General features: G+C 26.9%; 17 protein-coding genes and 1 pseudogene. 15 read left to right on the top strand and 3 right to left on the bottom strand.

Annotation, left to right across the window (positions count from 1 at the left end; genetic code table 11):
- Positions 1 to 107: 107 nt before the first annotated feature.
- Complete coding sequence (locus IC758_RS16730) at positions 108 to 386, top strand: DUF6809 family protein (protein WP_227860611.1); 279 nt, start codon at positions 108 to 110, stop codon at positions 384 to 386.
- A gap of 243 nt (positions 387 to 629) precedes the next feature.
- Here IC758_RS16730 and IC758_RS16725 read toward each other — a convergent pair whose 3' ends face one another.
- Positions 630 to 1,346 carry a PmeII family type II restriction endonuclease gene (locus tag IC758_RS16725; RefSeq protein WP_074136607.1) on the bottom strand — a complete coding sequence of 239 codons (717 nt, stop codon included), beginning with the start codon at positions 1,344 to 1,346 and terminating at the stop codon, positions 630 to 632.
- Between the two features lie 211 nt (positions 1,347 to 1,557).
- On the opposite strand from IC758_RS16725, the gene dcm reads away from it, so the two are divergent.
- The 7 genes from dcm (at position 1,558) to IC758_RS16690 (ending at position 9,438) form a co-directional block, all read left to right on the top strand.
- On the top strand, positions 1,558 to 2,988 hold the full coding sequence (dcm, locus tag IC758_RS16720) for a DNA (cytosine-5-)-methyltransferase (protein WP_227860610.1): 1,431 nt from the start codon (positions 1,558 to 1,560) through the stop codon (positions 2,986 to 2,988).
- 719 nt (positions 2,989 to 3,707) lie between these two features.
- Complete coding sequence (locus IC758_RS16715) at positions 3,708 to 5,237, top strand: caspase family protein (RefSeq protein ID WP_227860609.1); 1,530 nt, start codon at positions 3,708 to 3,710, stop codon at positions 5,235 to 5,237.
- Between the two features lie 521 nt (positions 5,238 to 5,758).
- Positions 5,759 to 6,721, top strand: a complete 963-nt coding sequence (locus IC758_RS16710) for a helix-turn-helix transcriptional regulator (protein WP_227433810.1) — start codon at positions 5,759 to 5,761, stop codon at positions 6,719 to 6,721.
- 76 nt (positions 6,722 to 6,797) lie between these two features.
- The gene (locus tag IC758_RS16705) at positions 6,798 to 7,433 is read left to right on the top strand and encodes a type 1 glutamine amidotransferase family protein (protein WP_227433811.1); all 636 of its coding nucleotides are present in this window, start codon (positions 6,798 to 6,800) and stop codon (positions 7,431 to 7,433) included.
- A 941-nt stretch (positions 7,434 to 8,374) separates the two neighbouring features.
- Positions 8,375 to 8,788, top strand: coding sequence for a hypothetical protein (locus IC758_RS16700; RefSeq protein ID WP_227433812.1), 414 nt, complete (start codon positions 8,375 to 8,377; stop codon positions 8,786 to 8,788).
- Positions 8,789 to 9,001, top strand: coding sequence for a helix-turn-helix transcriptional regulator (locus tag IC758_RS16695; RefSeq protein ID WP_227433813.1), 213 nt, complete (start codon positions 8,789 to 8,791; stop codon positions 8,999 to 9,001).
- 218 nt (positions 9,002 to 9,219) lie between these two features.
- Entirely contained in the window at positions 9,220 to 9,438 is a 219-nt protein-coding gene (locus tag IC758_RS16690) for a hypothetical protein (RefSeq protein ID WP_227433814.1), read from the top strand.
- A 224-nt stretch (positions 9,439 to 9,662) separates the two neighbouring features.
- Here the strand turns inward: IC758_RS16690 and IC758_RS16685 are convergent.
- Positions 9,663 to 10,804: pseudogene (locus IC758_RS16685) on the bottom strand (IS256 family transposase).
- A gap of 170 nt (positions 10,805 to 10,974) precedes the next feature.
- Positions 10,975 to 11,595, bottom strand: a complete 621-nt coding sequence (locus IC758_RS16680) for a hypothetical protein (protein ID WP_227433815.1) — start codon at positions 11,593 to 11,595, stop codon at positions 10,975 to 10,977.
- Between the two features lie 412 nt (positions 11,596 to 12,007).
- Here IC758_RS16680 and IC758_RS16675 point away from each other — a divergent pair, with 412 nt between their 5' ends.
- The 7 genes from IC758_RS16675 (at position 12,008) to IC758_RS16645 (ending at position 20,905) form a co-directional block, all read left to right on the top strand.
- Entirely contained in the window at positions 12,008 to 13,096 is a 1,089-nt protein-coding gene (locus tag IC758_RS16675; RefSeq protein WP_227433816.1) for an SH3 domain-containing protein, read from the top strand.
- A gap of 14 nt (positions 13,097 to 13,110) precedes the next feature.
- A complete protein-coding gene (locus IC758_RS16670; protein ID WP_227433817.1) occupies positions 13,111 to 13,785 on the top strand; it encodes an ABC transporter ATP-binding protein in 675 nt (224 codons plus the stop codon).
- Positions 13,786 to 13,797: 12 nt separating this feature from the next.
- On the top strand, positions 13,798 to 14,958 hold the full coding sequence (locus IC758_RS16665) for an ABC transporter permease (RefSeq protein ID WP_227433818.1): 1,161 nt from the start codon (positions 13,798 to 13,800) through the stop codon (positions 14,956 to 14,958).
- Between the two features lie 118 nt (positions 14,959 to 15,076).
- On the top strand, positions 15,077 to 15,268 hold the full coding sequence (locus IC758_RS16660) for a hypothetical protein (RefSeq protein WP_227433819.1): 192 nt from the start codon (positions 15,077 to 15,079) through the stop codon (positions 15,266 to 15,268).
- Positions 15,269 to 16,471: 1,203 nt separating this feature from the next.
- Entirely contained in the window at positions 16,472 to 17,314 is an 843-nt protein-coding gene (licT, locus tag IC758_RS16655) for a BglG family transcription antiterminator LicT (RefSeq protein WP_227433820.1), read from the top strand.
- Positions 17,315 to 17,469: 155 nt separating this feature from the next.
- Entirely contained in the window at positions 17,470 to 19,398 is a 1,929-nt protein-coding gene (locus IC758_RS16650; protein WP_227860608.1) for a beta-glucoside-specific PTS transporter subunit IIABC, read from the top strand.
- A 79-nt stretch (positions 19,399 to 19,477) separates the two neighbouring features.
- Complete coding sequence (locus IC758_RS16645) at positions 19,478 to 20,905, top strand: 6-phospho-beta-glucosidase (protein WP_227860607.1); 1,428 nt, start codon at positions 19,478 to 19,480, stop codon at positions 20,903 to 20,905.
- Positions 20,906 to 21,420 lie beyond the last annotated feature (515 nt).

Raw genomic sequence — 21,420 nt, 5'->3', positions numbered from 1 at the left:
CCATATAAATATAACAACTACCTTTATAAATTAGGTACTTAATGTACACTAACCTACACAAGTTAAGTATATATTAAGTACCAGATGAAAGTCAAGGAGGTACTAAAATGTATGATGAAATTATAGAAATATATTTTGATTATTGGATAAATGAACATATGTATAGGAAAGTACTAGAAAAAGATGAGTATTATAATGATAGATGTAAAGAAATTAAGAAAGTTAACAAATTACTAGAAAAAAATTTATCAGAAGAAGAGAAAATGGATGTGTTGATAGAGTTAAATGATTTGTTTAATTCAGTTATAGAGATTGAAAGAGAACTTGGTTATAAGCTTGGTTTTAAGGCAGGAGCTAGATTTATGATTGAATTATTAAATAGTTAATTTATATAAGAGATGTTAGAAATTTAGTAGAAGGTATAACAAATAAAAGTTTATAATAGATTAAATAGTATATAATTTGTGTTTTTTGAACATAAAAAAGCTATAAGTAAATTTGTGTTTACAAAGATTTACTTATAGCTCAGCTTTTATAAGATACATTTCATTTTACTTAATAATTTTGTTTGGTGAATATTATTTTTAAATATCTAAAAATGTAAATTATGCTATTTAATCATTTTTATATTACTTTTGATTGAATAAAGATTTATCTTTAGAAATTTCATCAGCTAGATTGGATATTGTATCATTAAGTAAAACAGTACAATCCTCTTCTAAAGCAGATTGAGCAATTGTATCTATTAAATCAAAATAAAAATTTTCATCACCAGTAAGCCTATACCAAAAATCTTGACCAACAACTACTGGATACTCTTCATTAATTCTTTTATAGTGAGCATTAAGCTCATTTTCTGTTCCATAAAAAACACCAACAATTAAGTCATTATAAGATAATGAAAGTCCATTTGTTCTAGCAAGTCTTTTAACTGAGCTAAAGTGGTCAATTATGGTTTTAACATCATCTTTATTAATAGTGTTTGGTCCAGCTTTAATTTGACAGAATTTCCTTCTACCATCAATACAATCAATAAACTCTATATCAATGCCAGAAGTTGTAGAGGCAAAACCATCTAAAGTGGTAATACAGAATTTTTGTAAATTAGTTCCAAAGGAAGTATTAATTGAAGTACCTAAAACTCTTGGATAAATCAATGCTTTAGCAATATCTTCAGGTTTATTTGATCCTGTTAAGAAACTAGCTAAGTATTTAACTAAAAAAGGATTTATATTAAATGCCTTTAAATTTAACTTAATAGTATTCTTTTTATGATTAGCAACCAAAGTATTGGTGAAAAAATCTTTGGCTTTATCTAGTATTTCTTGTTTTTCTAATTCAGTCATAAAATAATCCCCCTAAAAAGTATTAATGTCATTATACAATATATTCCATAATGTGTAAAATTATGAGGTAATATTAGGTTGTTTACAGATATTTTATTTTAAGTTTTTATAACTACTTACATAAAAATTAGAATTATGATAATATATCCTTAAATAGTTAATGTATTTTATTAACTATTTAAGGGTATATTATCTATAAGAGGTGAACTAAATGAAAAAAATAACTATTGATAAAAATAGAGTGAGAAAAATTATGAAAGAGAAAAATATAAGAAGTCAGAATCAACTGGCATTAAATATGGGCATAACTAAGAATCAGTTATCTGCAATATTATCAGAAAAATTTACACCTATAAAAAGTAATGTAGAAAAATTATGTGAAGTGCTAGATATTGGATTCGATGAAATTATGTGTTTGGAAGATATAAATGAAAAGCAACTGAAATTTACAAATATTTGTAGCAGTAATGAAGATTATATAGAGCATAGAGATTGTACATATAAAGAACTCAGTGAATATGAATTAAATCCTAAAGAGAGAAATAAAAGTAATAAACATATAGATATAAGTAATGTACTAGCTAAAAGAGCATATACATGTGTTGAATTATTTGCAGGAGCAGGAGGATTAGCATTAGGCCTTGAAAAAGCTGGTTTTAAAGAGGTTGGATTAGTAGAATGGGATAAATATGCTTGTGATACATTAAAATTAAATAGACCAGACTGGAATGTTATACAGGGTGACATTGTTAAAATAGCAGAAAAAGGAATAAAGAATTATATTGATAATAATATAGAGATAGATTTGCTATCAGGTGGTTATCCATGCCAAGCATTTAGCTATGCGGGTAAGAAGCTAGGGTTAGAGGATGTAAGAGGGACATTGTTTTATTCATATGCTAAAATTCTAGAAGAGTTAAAGCCTAAGGTGTTTTTAGCAGAGAATGTTAGAGGTCTTGTATCTCATGATTATGGAAAAACATTAAAGACTATGATAGATGTATTTAGCGAGATTGGATACAATGTAAAATATGAGATACTAAAGGCTGTGAACTATGGAGTTGCACAAAAGAGAGAAAGAGTTATTATAATAGGAACAAGAAAAGATTTGTCACATGTGGATTTTAAGTTCCCGAAGCCGTTTGAATATGTTGCTACATTAAGAGATGCACTTAAAAATGTTCCAGAATCGGAAGGAGCTAGATATCCTGAGAGGAAGAAAAAAGTGTTAGATATGGTACCACCGGGTGGGTGTTGGATAGATTTACCAGATGAGGTGGCAAGAGATTATATGGGAAAAAGTTATTATAGCGGTGGCGGAAAAAGAGGTATGGCAAGGCGAATAAGTTGGGATGAACCATGCCTAACTTTAACATGTAGTCCTGCACAAAAGCAAACTGAAAGGTGTCATCCAGATGAGACTAGACCATTCACAACTAGAGAGTATGCTAGAATTCAAAGTTTTCCTGATGAGTGGGAGTTTACAGGGTCAGTTAGTCAGGTGTATAAGCAGATAGGAAATGCAGTTCCTGTTAAGCTAGGAAAGGCTGTTGGATTAAGTATAGTAGATTACCTTAATAAAATAGAAAAAATATATGTCACTGAGGAAGTTGCAGTAACTGAAGAAGAGTGTGTAATTTAATTGTTATGTAGATATTTATACAATCGTTGAAAATATTAGCCTTAGATAACTAGCGTTTTTATTTTTATTATTACAATTTAATATAAATTTTGAAAGAGAGCAAAAAAATTGCTCTCTTTAATTTTATTATGTACTTATTTATAAACTAGTCATAACTTAATTTTTTGTATATATGATTTTTATATATTTATTAAAAATATTGAGCTATATATTTGTTATTTTTAGAAAAAAAGTAGCATAAATTAAAGGTTTTTAAAGATGTATGTCTAACTTTAAAAATGTATGTGTAATTTTATAAATAAAGCATAACAATTTAAATAAATACTTGAGGGAATAAAATGATATTAAATAAGATATAAATAATTGGAAATATTACTCACTTTAAAATTTTTATGAATAGTAGAATACAAAAAACACATGAAATTCTATTAATATAAATATTTTGGGGAATTTTAAAAAATATATGGTGAAGAGGTGGATGATTTTACATTGGTTTAAATTACACTAAGTTTAGGTCAGGTAAATCAGAGATATAAATTATATGGGTGCGATGTAAATAAATACATATACTTACCTTGAAAAATTATAATCCAACTACAAAAGTAAATAATGAAAAAGTCAAAAAAGTAGTGTGATACTAGCTTTTATAGAATCAATAAAACAATTAAAATATCATTTTAAGTATATTAAATTGAAAAATTATAAAGGGGAGATGGAATATGAAAAGCTTAAAAGCATTAATTGTAGGAGTAAGTAAATATAGTATAGTTAAAAATAAAGATTTGCTATTTTGCAAAAATGATATAATTGAGATTAATAATGTGTTACATAAAAGACTGGGGACTACTTCGAATAATATAAGAACTTTAGGTATGGAGTATGAAGTCAGAAAAGATTTATTTTTTAAAACTTTTCAAGAAATAAGCGATTCTGTAGGAGATGATGATACATTTATATTTTACTTTTCAGGGCATGGATGCATATGTAATAACGGAGTGCATTACTTAGTATTAAGTGATGAATTAGTTTCTATTCAATTTGTAATTGATTTTATAGAAGGATTAAATTGTAAAAATAAAATTGTATTTATTGATTGTTGCTTTGCAGGTAAATTTAATGTAAGTGACAAACAAAAAATGAATATTAAAGACATATTTTCCTTGTTTGATAGAAAAGGATGTGCAGTGTTAGTATCAAGTAGTGAATATCAAGAATCATTTTCTCTTCCAGATAGTTCAATTAGTAGATTTACAAGTTTATTATCAGAAGCGTTAAGAAATGAATACATAGTAAGAAAAGGGGAGTTATCTTTAAGAGCAATAAGCAAGTATATTAATTTGCGTATGAATATATTGAACAAAAATTATATAAACTGTAAACAAAATCCTATCTTTAGGTCTAACATACTGGGAGATATATATTTTAATGTAAAAGATTATAAATCTTATATAAAAAAGAAAGTTTTTCAAGAGCATGACGATTACATAATATACAATGTCAAACCTTTACATATAAGTATAATAAAAAGATATTCAGTAGAAGTTATATTAAAAAATAAATTCTCCTATTGTGATATATCAGAAATATCTAATGAGGTTTTTGATATAGTTAAGTCTGTTGAAGTTTATAATAGTGAAATAGGAGAAGATAGATTAAAAGGAAAAGATGCTAATATAATATGGGTATATTTTGGCAAAGATGAAATTGATATGATAAATGGAATATATATGTGTAAAACTACTTGGATTGATAAATATCAAGAGAAAGATATATGGTATAGTGTAAATGGGAAAAATAAATTTTTTATCAACGGTGTTCACACTGAAACATATGATAACTACGAAAGCTTAAAATCATATATAAGTCAAAATACAATCACTAAAGAAAAGGCAGTATACGAAGTTAAAGAAATTTTAACAAATATGATAAACATATCTGAAGAAGTTATATCCTTCTATAATGAATATGAAAATAAGAAAATATGTGAAGATAATATTTTTCAAATTATAGATAGTAGAAAGAAAAAAATGGATGAGTGTTACAATAAAGTTATAAATTTAGATTTTCCACCAATTGAAATTAAAGATTGGTTTGATAAATGTATAAACTTAGTGTCAACTATACAAAATTTTGGAGTTTATTGGGATCATAGTAGAACTGAGGAAAATAGAAAGCAATGTATGGAAATGAATATAGAGGATTATTACAAAGATTTAAGAGAAGTCATAAGATTAAGTGAGGAGATATAGAATTAAATTTTTCCATAGTTGTACTGATATAGAATTATAAGTCAGATTGGTACTTTATTGGTTACGAATTTAAATTAAAATAAGTTGTTTACACTAAACATGATAGAAGATACAATTATAAATCCATTTATAAATTATATTGGTATTGATTTAAATAATTAGATATTTATTTTGAAAAAGTCTAGTAAATATTTAAAAACGTATAATATGTTGTTAATGGAACTTTTATAAAATTGAAAGATTATATCATCCACTATTCCCCCCCCCCAATAATACCCCAACTACAAAAATAAACAATAAAAAATATCCGAAAAAATCAGTTTAACATCATAACCAAATAGCTATATACCTACATTTACAAAAACCAACAAAACAATCAAATAACCACTTATAGACTCCCCTCGTCTCCACCATTAAAAGCCATCAAAAATATTAGCAATTTGCTAATATTTTTTTTGTGAAAATTATTCTAATAACATATATAATTAACTTATAAAACATATATGAAGGGGTAAAACTATATGGCTAAAATTGACAATATGATGTCTATATTATGGATATTAAACTCAGATAAAAAAGTTACTGCAAAACAAATATCTGAAAAACTAGAAATAAACATAAGGACTGTCTACAGATACATTGATGCATTATCTGCTAGTGGAGTACCTATAATTTCAGATACAGGTCATAATGGTGGATATACACTTTTGAATAACTTCATTAAAGCACCTCTTTTTTTTGATACAGAAGAGCAAACTGCTCTACTTCATGCAGCTATATTTGCTAAAGAAGAGGGATGTTTCTTAGATGACACATTAGATAAAGCAACATCAAAGTTAAAAATGTATTCAAATCAAAAACAAGAAGAAATTTTAACAAAACATTTAATAGGTTTTGAAGTAATAAAACCCACTGGAAAAATATCTATAGAATCTGTACTTAAAAAGTTGAAAAATAGTATAGTAAATGAATTATCTATAGAAATCAACTATCGTACAGGTCGTGAAGAAAAATCAAAATGTAGGATTATAAATCCATATGGAATTGTTCATTGGAATAATAATTGGTATATAGTAGCATTTTGTCAAATGAGAAATGAAATTCGTAGTTTTAGGGTAGATAGAATTGGTAGTGTCATAGAAACATCAAATACTTTTAGTAGACCAAAGGAATTCTCTGCAAGTGAATTTTTTATAAAAGGGATTATGGATGAAACAAAAGATGAAGATAATCTTATAACATTAGTTATAGAAGGAAGGATGAATGCATTGGACAACTTATGTCAGCATTGGCTTCTAGGATATTATTTGAAAGAAAGGACTCCAAATAAAGTAATATTTAAACTTCAAGAAGATATAATATTTACCTATGTACCAAATATACTTATACCTTATAGAAAATCGATACAAATAATTGAACCATTAAGTCTTAGGGATAAAATGGTTGAAAATTTACTCGAATTAATTAATCATTATCAAATTTAATAACTTGACTGACAGAGTATGTCAGTTAAGTTATTTTACAATTAGGTATATTAATTAATCATATAAGGAGAAAAAAATGAAAAATAGAAAAGTATATATGTATGTATTTGATACTATGTCAGATTGGGAAGTTGGATATTTAACTGCTGAATTAAATACAGGAAGATATTTTAAAAAAGGATTAAAACCATTAAAAGTACTTACAGTAGGAATTAATAAAAATCCTATTATAACAATGGGTGGATTAAAAGTTTTACCTGAGCTTACAATTGATGAGTTTAATATGGAAAGTAATGATTTATTAATTTTGCCAGGGGGAAATACTTGGACATCTATAGGTCATGAGAAAATATTAGAAAAATCTAAAGAAGCTTTTGAACAAGGGTCTATAGTTGCAGCTATTTGTGGTGCTACTTTAGGGCTAGCTAAAAAGGGTTTACTAGATTTTAGAAATCATACAAGTAATGATTTAGAATTTCTAAAAATGGTGATACCAAGTTATTCTGGAGAAAAATATTATAAAATGGAATCTGCAGTTAATGATGAAAATTTAATTACTGCTTCAGGAATTGCACCATTAGAATTTACGATACAAGTTTTAAAAGTTTTAGATGTTTTTAAAGAAGAAGCATTAAGTTCTTGGTTAAACCTTTATAAAACTCATGATTCTAAATATTTTTTCGAACTAATGAATTGTAATAAAGAAGTTTAAGATTTGTTTTTAAATGTAATGTAGTATAATATAGTTATAGATAAAATAAAAAGAAACTATAATCTAGTGGGTAGAGTAGTGGTTTTTAGTATAGATTACTTTTTAGTGAACTTGAATTTAATTTTAAATTCAAATTCTAAACCACTTTTTCTACGACCAATAGATAAGTGGTTTTTTAGTTTATTATATGTGTAATTAGTACTTATAGCAATACAAATAGAAACGATAGCTCCTATAATAAAATTTATAATTAGTTCTATACAGAGTACACCTAGTTCCTACATACTATAGGAGCTAGGACTATATGAAACCACCACTCATAGATTGTAGTTTCTTTTGTTGTGTTATATCATAGAATAGTAAAGTGATGTATATTTTTAATAAAAACTTAGAGTTGTATATGAAATGAATTAATCGTGGGTATTATTCCTGCGATTCGTCTCTACCAATTTGTAAAAAAGAATAATGAAATACTTGGAAATACTAGTCAATATTGACTAGTATTTTTTATTTTGGTGATGAAATCTACCAACTGTATCTCAACCACAGAAAAATGTTTTTTGAGGGGATATGGGGGTTCATTTAGGTTGTATAATTATATATTTCAATATTACATGTTCATTAGGAAAATAGTTAGCAAATGATATGATTGATAGAATAGATATAGTAAACTAATCTAGCACTGTATTGTAATGTTTATTAAAGAATATGTTTTTATAGTAGAAGAGTTTTTTAAATAGACAGTTCCATAAAAATGAGTGAAGAAGTAGTTTTATAATATTATTTGTAACTATTTGATGTTTATTATGAAATTTTTTATAAGTTATATTTATCAAGATATTACTAAATATTTACAATATTCTATTGCAATTTATTTGGAAAAGTTATATATTTATAACATAAGGTGTTATAAATATATAACTTTTAAGGAGTGATTTTATATGTCTAGATCAGAACTTGGTGTTAAAGCAAATCTTGTTTCAGAGTTACTAATGCTATCCTATTTTTTTATAGACTTATTATTAAAAAAGTTTATTTTTAAAGGGGAAGGTATTTGGGTTACTTTTATAATTTTATTAGCTTTTTGGGCATGTGATTTCATGTATAATAAGAAATATAATGATTTAGTTGATGAAGCATCAAAATTTATGCTATTAAAGGTTGATCAGATTGCATCAAAAATAATGCTATACTCTATATTTGTAATAGCTGTTTTCTTTTCAGCCAATCATACAAGAGCTTTGGATATATCAAATTTAGATATAGGTATAATTCTTATTGCTGTTTTATTTATACAATCTTTATCTAAATTAATTTTGTATATATATTTTGATAAAAGGGGGATATGTAACTAAGTGGCAATATTGATGAAAACAAAAATTAAAGAATATAGAGAAAAACTCCTTATGACACAAAATGAACTTGCCAAATCAGTTGGGGTAAGACGTGAGACTATTGTGCACTTAGAAAATGGAAAATATAATCCTTCTTTAAAGTTAGCGATGGATATTGCTAAAGTATTTAATACTACAGTAGAAAATTTGTTTAAATTTATTGAAGAAGAATAGTGGATAGATTGTAAATATTTATAAAATGATTAATGAAATATAGTTATTTAATTATTAAGTTTGTTAAAAATATTTATATATAATATAATGTGTGATTAATGTTAGATTATAATTGTTTTAAGATAAGAAGAGTATTATAAATTATAAAAATTAGTGAATATACAGTTAAATAATAAATAAAAATTTAAAGTTTAGATGCGAGGAGGGGGTATAGTTTTATGGAAGCTAATAAGACATTGTTGCAATCACTATATAAAAAAATTATATTACAATTTTCCAAAAATACAGGTAAAAGTTTGGATTATTTATATACTTCTGAAACATATAAACTTATAAGTGAGGGTGTATCAGATATGCATTGTAAGGGTCATATATACTTAACTCAAGAATTAATGCTAGAAAATGGATTAATGTATCATAAGGGCTATCCAAGGTAAATAGTTAAAAAAGCAGATAGAGTCTGGAAATATTTATGTGTATTTTTTAAATGAAAAATTATTTTTTAAGTGATAATTAGATATTTATTGATAAGGCTATGGTTGTAAAAATCATAGCCTTACTTTCATGTTTTTTCTATTTTTCGAAAAATTATTATCTATTTAAGAAAATTTCTTGATTTTTTTGAAATATTTCTTTATTAACTTAGAGTTAAATTTCTTTTTTAAAAATAAATACTTAAATGAGTTAAAATCTGAGTCCAATTTCTAATTATCTGAGTCCATTTTTCAAAAATATCCATATTTGCTAAGTATAATGATTTGTGTAAAGAATCATCTGAAGGAAAAATATACTTTGATTTAGTAACCTTTCTTAATAATCTATTGTAACTTTCTATTGAATTTGTAGTATATATCAATGTTCTCATCTCTTGAGGATATTTAAAATATGTTGCTAGTTCATTCCAATTGTTTCGCTGACCTCTTAATGCTTTGTATATTGATTACCCCATTTTTTCTCTAAGAGCGATAGATCACTTAACGCTACTTCTTCTGTAATTGCAGCATATACTTTCTTTAAATATTTTGCAAATTCTTTTCTATTTTTGTATGATATATAATTTAAAGTGTTTCTAATTTGATGCACAACACATCTTTGTATTTCAGTATCAGAAAATACTGCTTTAATTGTATCAGAAAATCCAATTACAGAAGCTATTAATATAACCTTAACTCCTCTATTTCTAACATATGTAAATACATTTAGCTAATACTTTCAACCTTTATTTTCTCCAATCCATATCCCTAAGACCTCCTTTATACATTCTAAGTTAATACCTATAGTTATATATGTTGCTTTGTTTATTATTCTACCTTCACTTCTAACTTTATAATGTATAGTATCCATAAATACAATTGGATAAATTATACCAAGTGGTCTATTTTGCTATTCATGAGCTAAAGGTATAACTCTATCAGTAATTTTAGCTATTAGTGAATGGGATATATCAATTCCGTAAATATTTTTAAGATGACTTGATATATTTCAAGTAGACATGCCTTTTGAGTACATTCCAATCACTTGGTTATCTATTCCTGATATATCATTTTCGTAGTTTCTAATTACCTTTGGTTCAAAATCTCCATTTCGGGCCCTTGGAATATTTAAAGTTATTTCTCCAAAATCTGATTTAACATTTTTATTTTTATATCAATTTCTAGAGTTTTTAGTGTTTCTATTATTATATCTATCATAACCTAAATGCTCATCAAACTCTATTTCTAACATCTGGTGAATTGTACTTGCAAATAAATTTTTCAACATATCTTGAACATCTGTAGTTATTTTAACATCATATTCTTCAATAAGTTTTTTTCACTTTGTTAAAGATAAAAAGTGTGAACTTTTCTTTATATAGTGATATTTGATGTTCTAATCATCACTACTTTTTGGAAAAATACACACTTTATATTAAAGCCACTAGAAATAATAGAAGAATATAAATTTACTTATAGAGTTATCCTAGATATTTTTATTTAGTTGATTAAAGTAATATCAAACATAATATATTTACCAGTTAATAATACACCAATATTAAAATCTCCACTTTCGATATTTACTGATTTTAACTTTCCATCTTCATTAGATGCAAGTTCATTTATTTGATTATTTAAATCAGAGTAATCTATATTATTTTTAACTATAATATTTGATAAACTATGAAATAAAGTATCCTCTACTTTGAATTTATTACCTTTAAATGTATCTTTATCAGTATTTATTGCTAAAGTAACTCTCCAAGATCCTTCATTAGCTTTAGAAATATATTCTGCAATTAAAATATCACCAATTGTAGTGTTTGAATTATTCATATGTGTCTTATAAATATCTCCAGGTTTTTTTTCTATACCTTCATCAAATTCTCTATCCTTAATCTCTATACCATTTTCTTTAAATAGTTTTTCTACTTGAGGTAAGACTTCTTTATTTAATTTATCCATCTTTTCTAAAGTAAAATTAGATACACTTTGAGTATCAGATGGTACTTGAGTTATTTTATTACTCTTATTGTTATTATTTGCTGATTCACATCCTATAGTTAAAGATGTTGTTGCTACTAATAAAAGTGCTACTATGTGACTTTTTGTTATTTTCATACTTTTTCTCCTTATATATAATCGTTTTATTTGATAATAAGAAGTTTATAATATATTAAAATGAAACTCAATGCTATAGCTAAAGAGTAAACATACAATTAACATATGATGTATAGTTTGTAGCGTATTAATTTATGGATGATACTAAAGGAAGAATTTCCATAATAAAACAAAGAGATTAGCTTGTGATAAATCAAATATACAAGAACTACGTTTATGTAAACATAAGATTAACATTAAGATGTTACACTCATACCAGAGTTAAGGATTAGCTCTAAAGCCTAACATTTATCAAAGTAAATATTAAGATGTTATATTGGTGATGAGAAATACAAATATAAGATAAATTATGGAAAATATTAAAGTGTAATTATATATTTACAGTACTTTACAATACTTAAGGAGGAATATCATGAAAAAACCAAAAAAACTTATAGTTATAGCAGCTATTACAATAACTCTAGCAGGATCGGGGGCATACATAGGGCTTAATAAAAATGCAGAGGCAAAACAGCAACAGCAAATGAATTTAACAATGAACACTCTATCAGTAGAAAAAGGAAATATAAAATCAGTTGTATCAGCTGGAGGAAAAGTTTCATTAATTGATGCAGAAGGAAACAATCCAAATGCCATTAAAATAATTGTATCAGTGAATCAATATGATGTATCTCAGTTAGAAGTAAATCAAATAGTTGAGATAAATGCAAAGGCATTTCCAGATGAAACTATAAAAGGAACAATAACTGAAATATCTAACAAAGCAGAAGAGGGAGAGAGTCCGACATACAATGTAACTGTGGCAGTTTCTAACCTGATACTTGAAGTTGGAGAGAGTAAATACGAAGAAATAAGTGTAAGAAAAGGACCATCTAAAGAATATGGAAAAGTAGCTAAAATAGAAAAAGGAGATAAATTCCACATATTAGAAAGAAAAGGAAGCTGGATGAGAGTTAGATTAGAAGATAACACACAAGGGTGGATACAAAAACATGGAGTTAAGTTAGAAGGAATAGATAAAAAAGATGTAAAGGTAAAAATAGCTAGCAATGATACAATTCTTAGAAAGAATAATGCATCTAATAGTAAGAGTCTTGGTAAATTATTACAAGGTGAAGAAGTAGCAATACTAGATAAAAAAGAGAATTGGTATAAAGTTGAAACTAGTGACAAAACTATTGGATGGATTTTAGAAAATAATTTAACTATACAAAGTCTTAAAGATGGTATGTCTGTAACAGGTACAATCATAATAAACGAAAAAAATGATGTAATAAAGATTCCTGTAATGGCGGTTCAAAAAGATGAAAAAGGATACTTTGTTACTCTTGCAAGTACAAGTGAAAAAAAATACATTGAAACAGGAATTACGGATTCAGAATATATAGAAGTTACAAAAGGACTTTCAGAAAATGAAAGTATAAGTATACAGTCATTTAAAGGCTCTGTTGAAAATTCAGGGGCAGAATTAAATTCAACAATGGAAAAATCAATAGAATAGAAAGGTGATAATATATGAATGATTATGTAATACAAGTTAAGGACTTAGTGAAATCATATAGCATAGGTGATGAAAAAATAACTATATTAAAAAAGGTTTCATTAGATATTAAAAAAGGCGAATTTGTATCTATAATAGGTCCATCAGGTTCAGGTAAATCAACTTTTATGAATATTATTGGTTGTTTAGATTTAGCTGATAATGGTGAATACATACTGGACGGAAAAAGTATAACATCACTAAGTGAAGATGAGTTAAGTGCTGTAAGAAATAAGACAATAGGATTTATATTCCAAAGTTTTAACTTATTAAATAAATTATCAGCTTTAGAAAATATAGAACTTCCTCTTATATACCAAGGTAAAACGCCTAAAGAAAGAAGAGAAATAGCTATAGAATGTCTGAAAAAGGTTGGACTACAAGATAAATTAAATAATAGGCCGAATCAATTATCTGGAGGGCAACAACAAAGAGTAGCAATAGCAAGAGCTCTAGCTACAAATCCACAAATACTTCTAGCTGATGAGCCAACAGGAGCATTAGATAGTAAAACAAGTAAAGAAATACTTGAGATATTAGAAGGTCTAAACCAAGAAGGTAAAACTATAATTATGATAACTCATGACATGGATATAGCAAGAAATGCTAAAAGATTGATAAGAATTAAAGATGGTGAAATTTTTGAATAGGGGGTGGCGTATATGAATATTTTCCAAATAGTTAAGATGGCATTAGGAGAAATCAAAGCTAATAAACTACGCTCATTTCTTACTACATTAGGTATATCAATTGGTACAGCCAGTGTAATTCTATTCGTTACAATATCTATAGGTAGTAAACAAAGTATGTATAAAAGTTTTGAATCAAAGCCACTAGATTTAATAACTACAAGTGTATATGGAGATAAAAAAATAACTGAATTTGATATAAAAGTATTGAAAAGTAGTTCGAATGTAAAAGAAATATCTCCAGAAATAAGTGATTCAGCAACTGTGAGTTATGATAAAAAAGATAGTAAAAAAAGTATAGTTGGAACGGATGAAAACTATGCAAAACTAAACAACACTAAAATCAAGAGTGGTAGATTTATTATGCCAATTGACAATGATAAATCAACTAAAGTTATAGTATTAGGGAGTAAAGTTGCCAGTGAATTATTCCCTAAAGGAGATGTACTTGGAAAAACAATAAATATTAAGTCTATACCATACAAAGTTATAGGTGTATTAAGTAAGATTGATGAAGCTTATAATAGCCCAGAAGATGATACTATATATATGCCTTATAAAACAGCACAAATTGTTTTAGGAGTAAGTGATATATCTAAATTAAATGTACAATCTGCTTCAAATGATAGTGTTACAAATACAATGGATGAAATAAAAGCTCACTTTACTAAAAAAGGTATGGCACCAAACGATTCTTATGTATCAAGTAATAAAGAAATGATAGATTCAATGAAATCAATGGATGCCATTATGAACCTAATGGTAGGAGCAATAGCAAGTGTATCTTTATTCGTAGCAGGTATAGGTATAATGAACATGATGTTAGTATCTGTAAATGAGAGGACTAAAGAAATAGGTATAAGAAAAGCGTTAGGGTCTCCTAGAAACTTTATACTAGTACAGTTCTTAGTAGAATCTCTTACAATAAGCTTAATAGGTGGAATATTAGGTTCTTCAATAGGTATACTTGGATCATTTCCAATACTAGGAACAATGGGGGCTGAGCCTTATATAGCATGGAATGTAGTATTTGCTGCAGTTGGATTTGCAGTATTTATGGGAGTAGTGTTTGGAATATCTCCTGCAAATAAAGCATCTAAGTTACAACCAATAGTAGCACTTAAATCAGAATAAAATTACACATCAAATAATTTGTTAGATAATTAATATACTGTTTAGCAAATTTAATAAATATTAGTTTTATGAAAAAGGTAATAAAATAAAAAATATATAAAATAAAAGGAGAGAAAAAATGAAATTTAATAAGAAATTTACAGCAATAGTAATAGTATCAATGGTGGCTCTTAGCGTAATTGGATGTGAAGGTAAGAAGGAAATAAATAATACACCAAAAGAGACAGAGCAACAGAATAATTTACCAAAACTAGGCGAGGAACAAATAGAAAAAGGTCTTGAAGATGGAACAATAGGACGTGATCAATAAAAAATATATATGATTACATCAAATACCTTAGAATAATATGAAACATAAAAATAAACCTAGTGGTTAATAACAAGATACTGGGTTTATTTTTATTTTATATAATTAATATTTAATAAAATTCAGTGATATGCTTATCTTTAATATACAAAATGTGTATACTTATAAATAACTTAACATTACTTATTATATAATAAGTAGATGGATGTTTTATAATCCCAACTAATAAGCTTAAAACATATAAATATATCGTCAACTCGTTGCTAAAGCAACAGATACAGTCGTTATCTACATGAAATAGTGCGTCTACACATGGTTTAAGTGAAGCAAATTTTTTATTTATGAAGTGGCAAAAGATTAATATATAGTTATAAGTTCTGAAATTTCTGCTTTATACGCTAATGAGATATAGGAATTAGTAAATAGTGGAATTATGTTTATAAAAAATAACTAAATTAAAGTATCCTAAGTAAATATGATGATAACAGAAAATGCTTATACCAATTGGATATGAGTATTTTGTGCTTTAATATAAAATAAGCAACTATATAAAAATCTATTAAGAATTAGAATATAGCTATTATAGATTTATTTTCTACAATTAACAATATAGCATGAGATATAAATCGAAGAGCCTAAACAATAAACTTATAAGGTAGAGTAATTAATAGTATGTTCAACTAAACTGAGAAAAAACAATATATTTTATTAGGATTGGTATTTTTAATATCGTTTATATTAATATCTGTAAGGATAGTAGTATTTAAAATATTTACACAGATTATGAATTTTTCAGATTTTTATTAATTTCAATAGAGTTTTTGGTAGTACTAAGTATAGATTACTTTATATTTATATTGATTCAAAAAAATATTAAATTAGACTCATAAATCTTTTTATTATTGATATAGATTCTAATTCAAATGAAAACGTTAGCAATTGAATTTATGAATAAGATAAATGACCTTCTATGATAAAAATTATGATGAGAGTAACAAAAAAGATTATAGTCTATATATATAAATATAAAATACATTGAAAGAAAACGTTGACAAAATATATCTAATGTTTTATCATAATAATTGGAATTAGGTAGTAATTGTTTAAGTACAAGCTAAGCTTATTCATTAATAATAGCAGTATCCTAGGAAGGATTGTGCCCATTATTATGGATAAGCTTTTTTTATGCTCAAAAGGAGGATAATCATGATAATTAATAAGATATTAAATAATAATGTTGTAATTACATTAGATGGCAATGATGAAGAAATTATTGTCATGGGCAGAGGCATTGGATATCAAAAATCAAAAGGCGATTTAATAGATAAAACTAAAGTAAATAAAGTATTTAGAATATCAAATAAAGAAATATCAAATAAGTTGCAGGAATTACTTAATAATATTCCTATGGAGCACATGAAATTATCAAGTGAAATTATAGAGTATGCACAAATAAAGTTAAACAAGAAGTTAAATGAAAGTATTTATATATCATTAAGTGACCATACATACTCTGCAATTCAAAGAATGAAAGAAGGAATAAACGTAAAGAATGCAATACTTTGGGAAACTAAAAAGTTCTATAAAGAAGAGTTTGAAATTGGAATGAAAGCGCTAGATATTATTGAAAGCAGAACAGGTGTAAAATTACCTGAAGATGAAGCTGGATTTATAGCTTTTCATATAGTAAATGCTCAGTTAAGTGAAGGTCATACTTTGGCATCTGATATTACAAAGTTAATACAAGAAGTACTTAGTATAGTTAGATATCATTTTAGGATAGAATTTCATGAGGAATCAGTATTTTATTATAGATTTATAATGCATCTGAAATTTTTTGCACAGAGATTACTTTCAAATAGTGTACATGAAGGTGAGACAGATAAAGACTTATTAATTATTATTAGGTCTAAATATAATAAAGAGTTTGAATGTGTAGTTAAAATTAACAATTTTATTAAAAAACAATATAACTACATATTAACAGATGATGAACTTATATATTTAACAATACATTTAGCTAAAGTAGTTAAAGATTCAAATATGTAAGTTGATAATTTTTCAGCAGTATATAGGCAGTATATAGTAAGAGTTATTGAAAGGAGTGATACTAACAAAACTATACCTATGGTTGGATGGTAACATTGAGTTGGCCAAACCTTCAAATTTCAAAAAATTTATTTAAAAGAAATATGGAGGAAAAAATGGGAAAATACAAACAATTAGCACAAGACATAGTAAAAAATGTTGGTGGAAAAGAAAATATTAGTGGATTAGTACACTGTATTACAAGACTACGTTTTACATTAAAAGATGAAAGTATAGCAAATGACGATGTGTTGAAAAATATGGAAGGTATTGTTACTGTAATGAAAAGTGGAGGGCAATATCAAGTAGTTATAGGAAATCATGTTGAAGCTGTCTATAAAGATGTAGTTGAAATAATTGGCTTAGATGACTCAAGTGCAAATTCGGAAACGAAAAAGTCAGGTAGTATGTTGGATAAATGTATAGATATAATATCAGGAATTTTTCAGCCAGTACTAGGAATAATGGCAGCCTGTGGTATGTTAAAAGGATTTAATGCTTTATTTGTAGCAATGGGATTATATAGTAATGTGTCTGGTGGATATATGGTAATAAATGCAGCAGGAGATGCATTATTTACATTCCTTCCTTTATTTTTAGGATATACTTCAGCTAAAAAATTTGGTCTAAAACCAATGTTGGGATTAGCACTAGGAGCTGCAATGTGTTATCCTGCCATACAAGGTAGCAGTATATCCGCAGGTACAGATGCAATGTATACTTTATTTAAAGGAACAATGTTTGCATCACCAGTATATATTGATTTCTTTGGATTACCAATAATATCAATGGATTACACTGGAACAGTTGTACCAATTATATTTATAGTGTATTTTGCATCTAAGTGTGAAAAATTATTTAACAAGATTGTTCCAGACTTAGTTAAGTTTTTCTTTGTACCAATGCTTACATTATTGGTAGCAATACCTGTTGCACTTATAGTTATAGGTCCTATAGCAACATTTGGCTCTACACTTATTTCGCAAATTGTAATTTCGATAAGAGATTTTAGTCCACTATTAGCAGGTGCTATAGTAGGGTTCACTTGGCAAATTCTTGTTATTTTTGGTATGCACTGGGGATTCATTCCTGTATATATAAACAATGTTATGACTTTAGGATACGATAATGTTATGATGCCATTCTTTGCTTGTACATTTGCAAGTTCAGCAGTTGTATTAGCGATATTCTTTAAGACTAAAGATAAGAAATTAAAAGAGATGGCAATACCAAACTTTATATCTGGTATATTTGGAGTTACAGAACCAGCAATTTATGGAATATTATTACCTTTAAAGAAACCATTTATAATAAGTTGTATTGCTAGTGGTATTGGAGGAGCTTTCTATGGATTCTTTAATCTTAGAAAGTTTATAACTGGAGGGATGGGAATATTCGAACTTCCAGCAATGATTGAACCAGATGGGGGAACGGGTAACTTAATAGTAGCTCTTTCTGGTATAGCTATATCAATGGTTGTAGCTTTTGTATTAACTATGGTGTTATATAAAGACAAGAAAGAAGAAGCAAAAGATAAGGGAAAAGAGGAAATAAAAGAAGAAACAAAAGAAGTTAAGTCTACTAAATTAGAAAAAGAAATAGTAGTAAGCCCTATAAAAGGTGAAGTATTAAATTTAAGTGATATAGAGGATGCGGCATTTGCATCTGGTGTACTAGGTCAAGGTGTAGCAATAATACCTAGTGATGGAAAGGTAGTTGCGCCAGTAGATGGAGTGGTTACAACTTTATTTCCAAGTTTACATGCTATAGGAATTCTATCAGATGAAGGTGTCGAAGTGCTTATTCATATTGGATTAAATACTATTCAGTTAGAAGGAAGAGGTTTTGAGGCATGTATAAAGCAAGGTGATAGGATTACAAAAGGTCAAACTATATTAAACTTTGATATTGATGTAATAAAGAAATCGGGATATAGTGTTGTAACTCCAGTTGTTATTACAAATTCATCACAATTTTTAGATGTGGTAGAAACAAAAAGTAAAAATGCTGAATTAGAAGATAATCTGATTACAGTTATATTTTAGGAAGAGATTAAAGTATTAATAAAAGACTAAAGCATTAGCATAAGTTAATGCTTTAGTTGTAATTTTAGGAGGCTTAACTATGAGTTTTAAAAAAGATTTTTTATGGGGAGGAGCTACTGCAGCTAATCAATGTGAAGGTGGATATAATGAAGATGAAAGAGGTCTAGCAAATGTAGATGTATGTCCAACAGGAAAAGATAGAACAGCAGTTATTACAGGAAAATTAAAAATGTTTGATTTTGATGATGAGCATTATTATCCAGCTCAAACTGGTATTGATATGTACCATAATTATAAAGAAGATATAAAGTTATTTGGTGAAATGGGATTTAAAGTATATAGAATGAGTATTGCATGGAGTAGAATATTCCCAAAAGGTGACGAAGAAACACCAAATGAAAAGGGGCTTCAGTTTTATGAAAATATATTTAAAGAATGTAAAAAGTATAACATAGAGCCACTAGTTACTATTACACATTTTGATTGTCCAATGCATTTGATTGAAAAGTATGGTGCATGGCGTAATCGTAAAATGATAGGCTTTTATGAGAAACTATGTAATGTTATCTTTAGAAGATATAAAGGATTAGTGAAGTATTGGTTAACTTTTAATGAAATAAATATGATTTTACATGCTCCATTTATGGGTGCTGGTATTTGTTTTGAGGAAGGAGAAGATGTTGAAAAGATAAAATATCAGGCTGCTCACCATGAACTTGTAGCTAGTGCAGTTGCAACTAAAATAGCACATGAAGTTGATGCAAATAACTTAGTTGGATGTATGTTTGCGGCTGGAAGTGTATATCCTTATAGTTGCAATCCTAATGATGTATGGGAAGCTACGAAGTTAGATAGAGAAAATTATTTCTTTGTAGACGTGCAATCTAGAGGAAAATATCCTAATTATGCATTAAAATATATGGAACAAAAGGGTATTACACCAGAAATGGAGATTGGTGATATTGAATTATTGAATAAATATACAGTAGATTTTATTTCATTCTCATATTACAACAGCCGTTGTGTTAGAACTGATGAAAACTCAGATGATGTAGCTGAAGGAAATATATTTACATCTACTAAAAATCCATATCTTTCATACAGCCAATGGGGATGGCCAATTGACCCGCTAGGTCTAAGAATTACATTAAATCATGTATATGATAGATATGAAAAGCCATTATTTATTGTAGAAAATGGATTAGGTGCAAAAGATATAGCTGATGAAAATGGCTATGTAGAAGATGATTACAGAATTGATTATTTAAGAGAACATATAAAAGCTATGTACGATGCAGTTTCTATAGATGGTGTAGATTTATTAGGTTATACTACATGGGGGCCTATTGATTTAGTAAGTGCTGGCACAGGTGAAATGGAAAAGCGTTATGGATTTATATATGTAGACAGAGATAATATTGGTAATGGAAGTTTGAGAAGAACGAAAAAGAAAAGTTTTGAATGGTATAAGAAAGTAATTGCTTCAAATGGTGAAGATTTAGATTAGGGAAGAAGAATATAAAACTAATGATATGTATGATTTTTTCTATTTTACCTACCATCAAAATTTAAGATAATTAAAGAAGAAATAATAAAAAAATAATATATAAAAATCCAAAAAGGGAGTTGAATTTAAAGTTTGATTAGAAAAAATCAATTTTGAGACAACTTCTTTTTAATATTTTTGATACTAATATAGCATGCACTATGGTACGAGTATCTTTAAAATTAAATAGCTCACCAAACATAGTTTTATTTCTCAAATGATGACCATATACTATTACACTTTTACCATTTTAAAAATTATTTCTATAATCCATGAAGATGCTATCTGTTGTAGAGTTTAAATGAATACTTATAAAACAATCACAATTATTGAAGTCTGTTTTGAGCTTATTGAGTATAGAGAATGGAATTTATCATCTAATGGAATAGTTTTTTTAAAAAAGATTTTTTGTAATTAACTATGATATAGACTTCTAAAAATTATTTAGTGAAAAGGAACTCAGAGTGTATAATAAA

The sequence above is a fragment of the Clostridioides sp. ES-W-0016-02 genome (assembly GCF_020641035.1).
In the GTDB taxonomy this organism is placed as follows: domain Bacteria; phylum Bacillota; class Clostridia; order Peptostreptococcales; family Peptostreptococcaceae; genus Clostridioides.
Note: the sequence above shows the minus strand (reverse complement) of the source record. Positions and strands in the feature narration are given on the sequence as shown.